We start from the raw sequence: 10,568 nt of genomic DNA, 5'->3' as shown, positions 1-10,568 counted from the left end.
GCAGGAAGGCTGAATGATGCGGGGCTCGTCGACTGGTGGTTAACGGCGTCTCCTGACGATCTCGCATTTCCCGGTGGGAGCTGGTCTGCGGATCGTCGCTCGACTTTAGGAGCGTTGATGCAAATCCTGCAATCGACGGCCCGGAAGGGCCATCGCACCTGGGGCACACGCGTGGAGAGACATCGTATTTGGACCGCTACGCGTCGATCAGTTGATGTTGGACTTCGCCGTGGACGTCCGTCAGGCGGAAGTTGCGTCCTTGATACTTGAACGTCAACCGCTCGTGGTCGATGCCCAATTGATGCAAGATCGTGGCCTGGAGGTCATGGATGTGGACCGGGTTTTCGGCGATGTTGTAACCGAATTCGTCGGTTGCGCCGTAGGTGATGCCGGGGCGGATGCCGCCGCCGGCCATCCAGACGCTGAAGCAACGCGGGTGATGGTCACGTCCGAAACTGTTGGGCGACAATTTGCCTTGGCAATAGTTCGTGCGTCCAAATTCGCCGCCCCAAATGACCAGGGTGTCTTCCAGCATGCCGCGTTGTTTCAGGTCGGCCAACAGCGCCGCGGAGGGTTGGTCGGTTTCGGCGCACTGTCGCGGCAATCCCTTCTGCAATCCGCCGTGGTGGTCCCAGCCGGGATGATACAGTTGGATGAAGCGGACACCACGCTCGGCCAACCGCCGCGCGAGCACACAGTTGGCGGCGAAGGTGCCGGGATTCTTGGCGTCATCGCCATACAGTTTGAACGTGCTTTCCGGTTCGTCGTTCAGGTTGGTCGCATCGGGGATGCTGGATTGCATTCGATAGGCGAGTTCATATTGCGCGATGCGGGCTTGGACCAGCGGGTCATCGGTTTGGTTCAGTTTGATCTGGTGCAACTTGGACAGCGCACCGACCGCGCTGCGACGACTCTGCTGGTCGATCCCGTCGGGATTGTTCAAATACAACACGGGGTCTTTGCCGCTGCGAAACCGGACACCCTGATGGCGGCTGGGCAAAAAGCCGCTGCCCCAAAGACGCGAGACGAGTGGTTGGCCGCCCTTGTTCTTGGTCACCATGACGACGAAGGAAGGCAGGTCGTCGTTTTCACGTCCCAGCCCGTAGTCCAACCAGGCGCCCATGCTGGGACGGCCGGGAAACATGCTGCCGGTTTGCACGAACGTCACGCCGGGGCCGTGGTTGATCGCTTCGGTGTGCATCGAACGGACGATGCACAGTTCATCGGCAACACCGGCCAAGTGCGGCATCAGCTCACTAAGCTGCGCGCCCGACTGGCCGTGACGGGAAAATTTCCACGGCGAACCGACCAATGGCAAACTGGATTGATTGCCACTCATCCCGGTCAGTCGCTGGCCGCCGCGAACCGAAGCGGGTAATTCGGTTCCGTGTCGTTCGTTCAGCAGCGGTTTGTGGTCGAGCAGGTCCAGTTGACTGGGGGCCCCGGATTGAAATAGATAGATCACGCGTTTGGCACGCGGCGGCAGATGCAACCCCGTTGCGGCGAGCGACGGATCGATCGCGGGTGCGGCGATCGCTTCGCGACCGGCCATCGCGGCCATCGCCAGCGCGCCCATCCCAAGTCCGCCGGCGGCGAAACATTCACGACGCAACAACGGCGTTTGAAACAAATTCATTGAACGGTTCTCTTTCATCGTTTCATCACGCTTTCGTCGTAGTTCATCAATGTTCCAATCACGACCGCGGTGGCGGCAAACGTTGTCGGGTCGACCGATCGGCCGTTCGACAGGGTGTCCAGTTTCATTTCCCCGACCGCCAAATACTCGCCCGCGCGATCTGGATACCGGCCAAAGTAGGCCAATTGTTCGGCGTACAACTCTGTGACGACCTGTTTTTCCGCTTCGGTCGGGAATCGACTGGTCAACGTCCGGAACGCGTCACGCAGAACCGCTTCGGGATCCTCCCCATGTTCGCTTAACAAGCGAAACGCCAAGACGCGTGCCGATTCGACGTATTGCGGACCGTTGAGCAACACGAACGCTTGCAGCGGCGACGATGTGCGTTCCCTTCGGACACGACAGACATCGCGTTTGGCGGCGTCCAGTGTCATCATCGCGGGTGCCGGTCCGGTGCGTTTCCAGTAAGTGTAAATGCTGCGACGATAAAGCCCTTCGCCCTGATCCCGTTTGACGGGTTTGAACGATGCTTCGACCTCATAGGGCTTGACCGGCGGACCACCGAGCCGGCTGACCAGTTGGCCGGAGACGGCCAGGGCTTGGTCACGCAACATTTCGGCGGGCAATCGGTACGCGTTCTGTCGGGCCAGCAAGCGGTTCTCGGGGTCTTGGTTCCAGACGCTCGGATCCGGGTGTTCGCTGGACGCTTGGTAGGTCGCGGACATCATGATTTGCTTGATCGCTCGTTTGACGTCCCAACCACCGTCAATGAAATCGATCGCCAGCCAATCGAGCAATTCCGGGTGCGTCGGCGGTTCGCCTTGGCTGCCGAAGTCTTCCGGGGTGCGAACTAGACCGGCGCCGAAACACAATTGCCAAAGCCGATTGACCGCAACGCGACTGGTCAGCGGATGATCGTGGCGGAGCATCCATTCGGCCAGCCCCAGCCGATCCGGTCGCGTTGAGGTGTCGAATTCCAGAATCGCTTTGGGGGTTCCCGGCGTGACTGCTTCGGCCGGCGCGTCATAAGCTCCCCGTTCCAAACGGTGCGTCGTGCGGATCCCTGGCGATTCCTTCATCACCATGATCTCTTGAATCTTGTCTTGCAGTTGGGCGAGCGAGCGTCGGGCGTTCGCCAGTTGCTGGCGGCTTTGGGCGACGTCCGCATCGTGTCGCCGCAGCAGGTGGTCGGCCATCGTTTGTCGTTGCGTCGGCGTCCACTGCGTCGGTGACGACGCGAGCCAGGTCAACGTTTCGTCGGGACGGGCCAGACGCTGGATTTCCAGATCGGTCAGTTCACAATCAAACACGCGAAACGAATCGACTTGGCCGCCCGTGAAGCCTCGATCGCGAAAGCGTTGGCCGATCGCCAGATTGTCACCTCCGCCGCCGGTGATTTGCCTTGTCAAGTGGTCGCGCACCGTGACCGATTCAACGCGGCGACCGTCGATCGAAATCGACAATCCGTCGGCGCGACTGGAGCCGTCGTTGGTGACTGCGACGTGCACCCAGCGGTCGACGGGGATCGGCTCGGGCGTGCGAATGCGGATCGCGTTGCCCGGCCAGAAATGGATCAACGACCAGCTCAGATGTCCGTCTTCGATCAGCAACTGATAGCCGCGGCTGGCCGCATCGGTCCAGGCCCTGGAACGATGGAAAACGACGGCCCGTTCTTTGACGTCGGGCGTCTTGATCCACAGCGAGACCGAGAACGGTTGGTCACGGCGAAAGTTGCCGGTCTTTAGATTGACGACGTCATCGCCGGTCAGACGTACGCCTTGTCCGGCCACACCGAGCACCGGCTGGTTGGGGGGCGATGGTGGAGTTTCAAAATCCAATGCTTCGATTGGTGTCGCAAACAGCGAGGCGGGTGACGGGCCGCCCGGTTGTTCATCGTCGGCATCGGTGTCCGCATCAGCATCAGTGCCGAACAATCCCCGATACGCTTCGATGTCGATTTCGTTTTCGAGCGTTTGCTGATAGATCGCCCGCTGCGAATCGATCTCCGATTTCAATTTCGATAGCCGCCGGGCTTGGTCCTCGGTCGGCAACTCCAGCGTCGGCGTGGGGACCGAGGGGGTGAAGTAGGAATACAAGCCGGCTTCGTCGATATTGGAGAAGAACGCGGCCAGTTGATAATACTCTGTCTGTGTGATCGGATCGTACTTGTGCGTGTGGCATCGACAGCATTCCATCGTCAGCCCCAGGAAGGCGGTGGCAACGGTTTGGGTGCGGTCGGCGACATATTCCACCCGAAACTCCTCCGGGACGCTGCCGCCTTCGACTTTCTGGGGGTGCAGGCGGTTGAAGGTCGTCGCAAGGATCTGCTCGCGCGAGGCATCGGGCAACAGATCGCCGGCGAGTTGTTGACGCAGGAACTGGTCATACCCGAGATTGCGGTTGAAGGCGTCGACGACCCAATCTCGATAGGGCCACACGAAACGATCGCGATCGACCTGGTAGCCGTACGTGTCGCTGTAACGGGCGACGTCCAACCAGTCGGCCGCCATCCGCTGGCCGAAACGCGGGTCGGCCAACAAACGGTCGATGACCGTTTCGGTCGCACGGGGCGATGTGTCGGCCAAGTAACGATCCAGTTCCGCGATCGTCGGAGGCAATCCGATCAGGTCGAAAGTGATTCGGCGCAGCAGCGTTTCCCGATCCGCCGCCGGAGCGAGTTGCAAGTCGTTCTGCTGCAGTCGATCCAGGACGAAGTGGTCGATCGGGTTGACGGCACGGTCGTCGGCAACGGCCGGGACACGCGGCGCGATCGGGGATTGAAAGGACCAGTGGGCTTGGTAAGACGCGCCCTGGTCAACCCAACGACGGATCAACTGTTTTTGTTTGTCCGAGAGTGACCGTTCACTGTCCGGCGGCGGCATCAGCGTGTCGGGATCGTCGCTGACGATCCGCGCGACGACTTCGCTGGCGTCTGCATCTCCGGCCACGATCGCCCATTCTTTGGCACCGTCTTCGGTGTCCAACCGCAAGTCGGCTTCCCGCGCCGAGGGGTCCGGGCCGTGGCAGTGATAACAGTTTTCCGACAGGATCGGACGGATGTCTCGGTTGAACTGCAGGGTGTCTTGGGCGGAGACAATTCCGACGGAGGCAACGCAGAGCGACAGGAAGACGGCGCAACAACGGCGCCGCTGGGAAAGCAAACAGGGCATGATGGTCGACAGGCGGGACGGTCGGGTGGGACTGCCGTTCATTGTACCCACAACCCGTGCGGCGTCGGCGCCTTTTTGATCGCGGTTGTGCCTGTCGGACACGTTTTGAAACGAATCGGAAGAAGATTCTGAGAAATGCCAGCGGGAAGCGTCACGGCCTGATGATTTAGTCGAAATGAAACAGCTAGCGATTAGCCGATGGGCGCTAGCCCGGGTTTTGCGGCGGCGAGAACCGCGGCTAGCGCCGTGCGGCTGATTAGATCAACAGGCCGGTCAGCGAGCGGCCCGCGCCGGGTTTGTGCGCCCTGGGGAAGGAGGCAGAATGATTCGGGGGGAACAGTTGGGGACAACGGTTCTACATTGAGTGCCGACCGGGGGACAATTGGGACAATTGCGAGGGGAACAGTTGGGGACAACGGTTCTACATTGAGTGCCGACCGGGGGGCAATTGGGACAATTGCGGGGGGAACAGTTGGGGACAACGGTTCTACATTGGTTCTACGTTTGGTGGGGCGGTGGTGTCCGGTTTTTCTTCGGGGGGATCGACGCGGACGTGGCGGGTTTGGAATTCGTTGATGTCGCTGAGCAAGACGATCTTTTGCCAGATCTTTCGCGACAGGCCTGTCGTCAACTGTTCGACTTCGCTGACCGCGGCGACCGATGCGGCATCGTCGAATCGTTGAACGTACAGTGCGGCGATCTTGCCGATCAGCGACAACATTTCGGTGCAGTAGTCCAGGTAGCGACTCAACTCCATCGGACTCATCGCTTCGGCCGGCGAATTTTGGGTTTGCCGGTACCGCCGCAGCATCCGCTCGGGGTCTTTGGTCAATTGGTGCATGTCGACGACGTGGGCGATCGACCGCAGTTCGTGCACGGCGATCAATGCGCGACGGCGTTTGATTCGGATTTCCAAACTGATCAAAAAGTAGATCGTCGCGCCCAGGACAATCAGCCCGCTGGTCCCCGCGTCGAAGGTCCCGATCAGGTCGGGCCAACCGATCGCTTCGTCTTTGAAGCGAACCGAGTGGGTGGTGAACCAGACCATTCCGCCGACCAACGCGATCACCAACAGGGCGAGCACGTAGCCGCAAATCCGGATCCACCAAACAGACTCGCCGATCCCTTGCGCACGCACGGCCGACTTTTCGGCAACCTCCAGCAGTTGCGTGCACAGATTGGAAAGGCCGCTGCCGGGAAACCGGTCCGAGATCCGCTGGTGCAACGCCGCAACGGTTTTGATGATCGCATCTTCGCGGAGGAGCAGCTTGGAATTCATTATCGGAGGTCGCCGTAAAATGAATCGCGTCAATTATTGGAGATGTTCTTTTAAGAAACGCCTGACTGCCGCACGGGCCTCGGGTGTTTGAAACGCTTTCCCACCGTGCCCGGCTCCCGGAATGATTTTTAATTGCACGGGCACCCCGGCTTTCTTGAGCGCCTCGGCCAGTCGCACACTTTGGTCAACCGGGACACCCGGATCCTGGTCGCCATGCATGATCAGCATCGGAGGGTCATCGGACGTCACGTTGTACAGGGCGCTGGCCGTCTTTGCCAATTCAGGGACGGTCATGACCGGTGCTTGAAGCAGTCGAGCACCATTTGATTTCGCAACGTCTTCAAAGCTCCGCGATTGCGACACAACGTTGGGAGGCATGGTGAGCAGGTCGCTGGGGCCAAACCAATCGATGCCGGCATGCACGCGACTGCTGGTCGATTCGTTCCCCGGATACGGACGTGTTGCCATCAGCGCCGCCAAATGACCTCCGGCCGACGTGCCCCAAGCGACGATGCGGTCGGGATCGAACCGAAAGTGGTCGGCGTGCTCACGCACCCAGCGAACCGCCGCGTAGCAATCGTCGATCTGGGTCGGCCAGGCGGACACGTCCAACAGGCGGTAATTGATACACGCCACGGCATAGTTTTCGCCCGCCAGCCATGCTGCGATCTTTAGCCCGGATCGCTTGTCGCCGCCTTTCCAACCGCCGCCGTGCACGAAGACGATGACCGGCAACTCGCGACCGATTTGCTCGGGCCGGTACAGATCCAGCAGGAGCGGCCCATGCGGGGTCGTCGCGTACTGGATGTCCGAAATCACCTCGACGCCGTCGGGAGCAGAGTTCTGGGCCGCAGTGTTCTGGGCCGCAGTGTTCGGGGCGGCAGAGTCATCTTGGGCGGCAACGGTCTCGATCGAAACCGCGAACAAACCGACGGTCAGAAGAACAGCAGACGCTGCGTCGCGAAGACGCGGCGTTTGGAACGAGAATGGTTTCATAGCGGGGGGGGCAAGAGGCGGTGGTTGAATGCCGCCTATTCTAACCCGCCGCTCGTTGTCTACCGAAGCCTCGTTTTCGTTCGGGCTGGACAAAGTCGCCGTCCTCTCCGAGGTCGGCGCGGTGCAAAGCATCGCTGACGCGATCCGCCGAGTTCGGAGAACACGGCGACTGTCCGACCGTATCGGCGATCACCCAAATTGCACTGCCGCGGAAAGACGAGTGCCACCGAACGAACTTGCGTCGTAGAGCCCTATTCCTCGCGTTTGTCGCGTTCGATGAACGCGTAGGCGTTGTGATTGTGGATCGATTCGTAGTTTTCGCTGCTGACTTGATACCAGACGATGCGGTCGTCGTTGTTCAGCGCGACCGCCAGGTCTCGGACGATGTCTTCGACGAATTTGGGGTTTTCGTAGGCCCGTTCGGTGACCCATTTCTCGTCGGGGCGTTTTAGAACACTGAAGACTTGGGTCGACGCGCATTGCTCGACGATCCCGAACAGTTCTTCGATCCACAAGTGGACGCCGTCGGCCATGCGGACTTTGACGGTCATGTCACAGCGTTGGTTGTGTGCCCCGTAGTCCGAGATCTCTTTGGAGCACGGACACAGGCTGGTCGCGGGAATCTTCAGCGTCATGACGAAGTCGTCGGTCCCGTTGCTGGCCAATTCAAAGGCGACGTCAAAGTCCAGCTTTCCCGACTGGCCGCTGACCGGCGCTTGCTTGTCGATGAAGTACGGGAAGTTCAGCTCCAAATAGGCGTCTTCCGATTCCAGCTTCTCCTTCATCCGGTTGGCGACCAGCGGCAAGGCGTCGCTGCTGAGTTCCTCGTGATACTCGTTCAGCACCTCGAGAAACCGTGACATGTGGGTGCCTTTCACATCGTGCGGCAGCGAGACGAACATGTTGATCGTCGCGACGGTGTGGATGAATTCGTTGCCTTGCCCCTTTCCGGGGGTCCGCAACGAAATCGGGTACCGCACATTTGTCACTCCGACTTTGTTGATCGCGACCTTGCGGCGGTCGCCGGTCGATTGGATGTCGGGCAGGGGAGTCGCGGTGATGGAAGCTTCAGTCATGGGCTCGCTACGGCTATTGATAAAGGAGATCGGTGCTGGGCGATGGCATTGACTCGCCCCGGCCGCGGACACACTCGGCGAACCGAAAACGTCCGATGCGGCTCGCAACGCCGGGCAATGTGGCCGGCGCGGTCGTCCAAATCGTCATGCGGTGGTTAAACAGTTAAGCGAGATAAGGCGGCTACCGCGGGCGAGCCTTTTCCAGCTGGCGGGAGTGTGTTGCTCAAAATCGCACTGGCGATCGAGCCGCTTGCACAAGCGCAGTCGTCCCGGCCCGTCTAGTGTGACGTGGTGGCAACCCCTACACAATGGAGGGCGTGCGGTTTTCTGGAATACTGAGTCATTTCGGGAGGAATTCTGTCGTAGCGGAAGCCGCGGAGGCTTTCGCAAACCGCGGCCCCTCTCTGGCGCTTGCTTGCTGCGCAAACGCCGTCTCTCCCCGAGGGAGAGAATCTCAATCGGTTGTGCTGCCGAAACTCTCGGCGAGTTCCGCTACCGAAAACGATGCCCCCACGTCGAGCGGGAGGTCAGGGCCGCAGTTCGGCGGCCTTTTCGAAGCATTCGGCGGCCAATTCGGTCTCGCCAAGTGTCTCGTGCAGCCGGCCGAGCGCGCGGTAGGCGCTGGCTTGTCGCGGCCCCTCGCTGACGAAAATCGCTTGCAGCAGGTAGCCCTTGGCCGCGTCGTGATGGCCTTGCATCGCCAGTAGCTCCCCGAACGGCTGACAGGCGCGGTCGAAATGGCCGATGCGAAACAGTTCGCTGTACTGCTCGATCGCTGCGTCAATCTGTCCCTCGTGCACCAGACAATCGGCCAAGACATAGCGGCTTTCCAAATCCTCCGGCAGCAACCGCAGCGCGTCGTTGGCGTTCCGTTTGGCTTCTTCAAATTTGCCCGCCCAATGCGTCAGCTTGGCCAGATTGCGAAACGCGACGCCTTGGATTCGACGGTCAAGCTTGCCGTGGATCGATCGCGTCGCCACGGCGATCTGATCCGGCAGGGGGACTTCGGAGACGATTCCGCGATCGACAAGCGCACGCAAAACCACCACCGCGATTTCACGATGCACATCGATCGTGGGGTGCACGTGATCGAGAAACGATTCGGCGCCGAAACACGCATGCCCGTCTTCGTTTTGCCGCAACTGGCTCAAGTGGGATTCAAAATCCATCGGGATCACGGCCTCTTCGCCGAGGAACGTTTCGATGGCTCGTTTGATCGGTGTGGTCGCGCGTAGCGGGCAGATGTCTTCATCGATCGCACGCTGGAAACTCTTGTGGGCATCGTCCGCATGATCCACTTGCAACAGGGCTCGGCCACGCAGGTAATGAACGTCCGCGTTTCGCTGATCTTCGGCCAGAATCAATTCCAACACCGCCAGCGACTGCTCCGTGGCACCCTCGGCGAGCAACTGGCGAGCGACTTCCAGATCCCCGTTCAATCGCTGTCGGGTGGTGTCGTCGATACCGTCACCGAAGTCGGACTTGAAGGGCGCACAATCGCGGAGGTTGGACGCCGGAACGACGACCGCCATTTCGGCGCCGGCGTCGCGGGCGATGCGCTGCATCCGCCGCAGGTTGACGCGAAAATGCTCTTCCACGCCGCGGTGCCAATGTGGGTCGCGTTTGTAACTGGCCGGTCCGATCGTGTGATTCAAGATCTCGTCGACCTCTCCCGACAGCATCGGTTTGGTTTCGTCTGCCGTGGATGAGCGGATCCGATCGGCCAGTGATTGAAACGATTGTCCGAGGTGGGTGTTGCGGGCCAAGGTCGACAGCCAGCGTGCCGCCATTACGCCCGGCGTGTCCGAGGATTCGAGCAGGTCGCCGTAGGTTCGCCATTCCAGGAATTCGTTTTGTCCGGTGTACACGATGAACAGGTCGACGTCGTGGGCAGCGAACTCTTGCATGACGCCGGCGATGCGATAGCTGGCATAGCTAATCCCGCCGGCGTTGATGACTTCCCAGTGACGGTCCGGTGCGACCATCGGCAACATCGTCCTGAGCCAACCGCAAAACGACGTCGCGTCATCAAACGGGCGTCCGTAGGTCGTCGACCCGCCCAGGCAGACGATGCGGTAGGTACTTGGTGGCTTGGTCGCCGGGAACCATTGGTCGTTGAACCAGACCAGTTTGGCGGGATTGATTCGATAGCCGGGTTCTTTCGTTGTTGCGTTTGGATCGATCGGCGGGGATTCGACCAGCAAGGGGACGCTGGGCGAGAACCCGACGAAGGGATCGGTCGGTGGCGGGGGCGTCCAGAAGCAGGCCAGCAAGACTTCCGCGACGCACAGCACGAGGGCCGCCATGACGCCGGAAAAGAGGACCCGTTTGCCTAGGCTGAGGCGCGGCGTGGTATTGCCATGGATGCGATGTTGACGGGCGGGTTTCATAAGGGGCAGTATAAACAACCA

General features: G+C 60.4%; 6 protein-coding genes. All 6 read right to left on the bottom strand.

Annotated features, from left to right (window positions below; all coding sequences use genetic code 11):
* Positions 1–196 precede the first annotated feature (196 nt).
* Positions 197–1,636: a DUF1501 domain-containing protein gene (locus H1B37_RS31925; protein ID WP_182871352.1), complete on the bottom strand. Its 1,440-nt coding sequence runs from the start codon at positions 1,634–1,636 to the stop codon at positions 197–199.
* A gap of 14 nt (positions 1,637–1,650) precedes the next feature.
* Positions 1,651–4,848: a DUF1553 domain-containing protein gene (locus H1B37_RS31920; RefSeq protein ID WP_182871350.1), complete on the bottom strand. Its 3,198-nt coding sequence runs from the start codon at positions 4,846–4,848 to the stop codon at positions 1,651–1,653.
* A gap of 445 nt (positions 4,849–5,293) precedes the next feature.
* The gene (locus H1B37_RS31915; RefSeq protein ID WP_286178458.1) at positions 5,294–6,085 is read right to left on the bottom strand and encodes a hypothetical protein; all 792 of its coding nucleotides are present in this window, start codon (positions 6,083–6,085) and stop codon (positions 5,294–5,296) included.
* A gap of 33 nt (positions 6,086–6,118) precedes the next feature.
* Positions 6,119–7,081, bottom strand: coding sequence for an alpha/beta hydrolase (locus tag H1B37_RS31910; protein ID WP_182871349.1), 963 nt, complete (start codon positions 7,079–7,081; stop codon positions 6,119–6,121).
* Between the two features lie 251 nt (positions 7,082–7,332).
* Entirely contained in the window at positions 7,333–8,157 is an 825-nt protein-coding gene (gene folE2, locus H1B37_RS31905) for a GTP cyclohydrolase FolE2 (RefSeq protein ID WP_182871347.1), read from the bottom strand.
* A gap of 527 nt (positions 8,158–8,684) precedes the next feature.
* The coding region (locus H1B37_RS31900) for a tetratricopeptide repeat protein (protein WP_220498481.1) at positions 8,685–10,568 on the bottom strand (1,884 nt) is incomplete at its 5' end.

This window comes from Stieleria mannarensis, from assembly GCF_014154935.1.
Taxonomy (GTDB): Bacteria; Planctomycetota; Planctomycetia; order Pirellulales; family Pirellulaceae; genus Stieleria; species Stieleria mannarensis.
Note: the sequence above shows the minus strand (reverse complement) of the source record. Positions and strands in the feature narration are given on the sequence as shown.

What these genes read in the sequence shown, in the direction of transcription:
- H1B37_RS31915 (WP_286178458.1), bottom strand. Translation starts at nt 6,085, where the DNA reads ATGAATTCCAAGCTGCTCCTCCGCGAAGATGCGATCATCAAAACCGTT.
- folE2 (WP_182871347.1), bottom strand. Translation starts at nt 8,157, where the DNA reads ATGACTGAAGCTTCCATCACCGCGACTCCCCTGCCCGACATCCAATCG.
- H1B37_RS31920 (WP_182871350.1), bottom strand. Translation starts at nt 4,848, where the DNA reads ATGAACGGCAGTCCCACCCGACCGTCCCGCCTGTCGACCATCATGCCC.
- H1B37_RS31910 (WP_182871349.1), bottom strand. Translation starts at nt 7,081, where the DNA reads ATGAAACCATTCTCGTTCCAAACGCCGCGTCTTCGCGACGCAGCGTCT.
- H1B37_RS31925 (WP_182871352.1), bottom strand. Translation starts at nt 1,636, where the DNA reads ATGAATTTGTTTCAAACGCCGTTGTTGCGTCGTGAATGTTTCGCCGCC.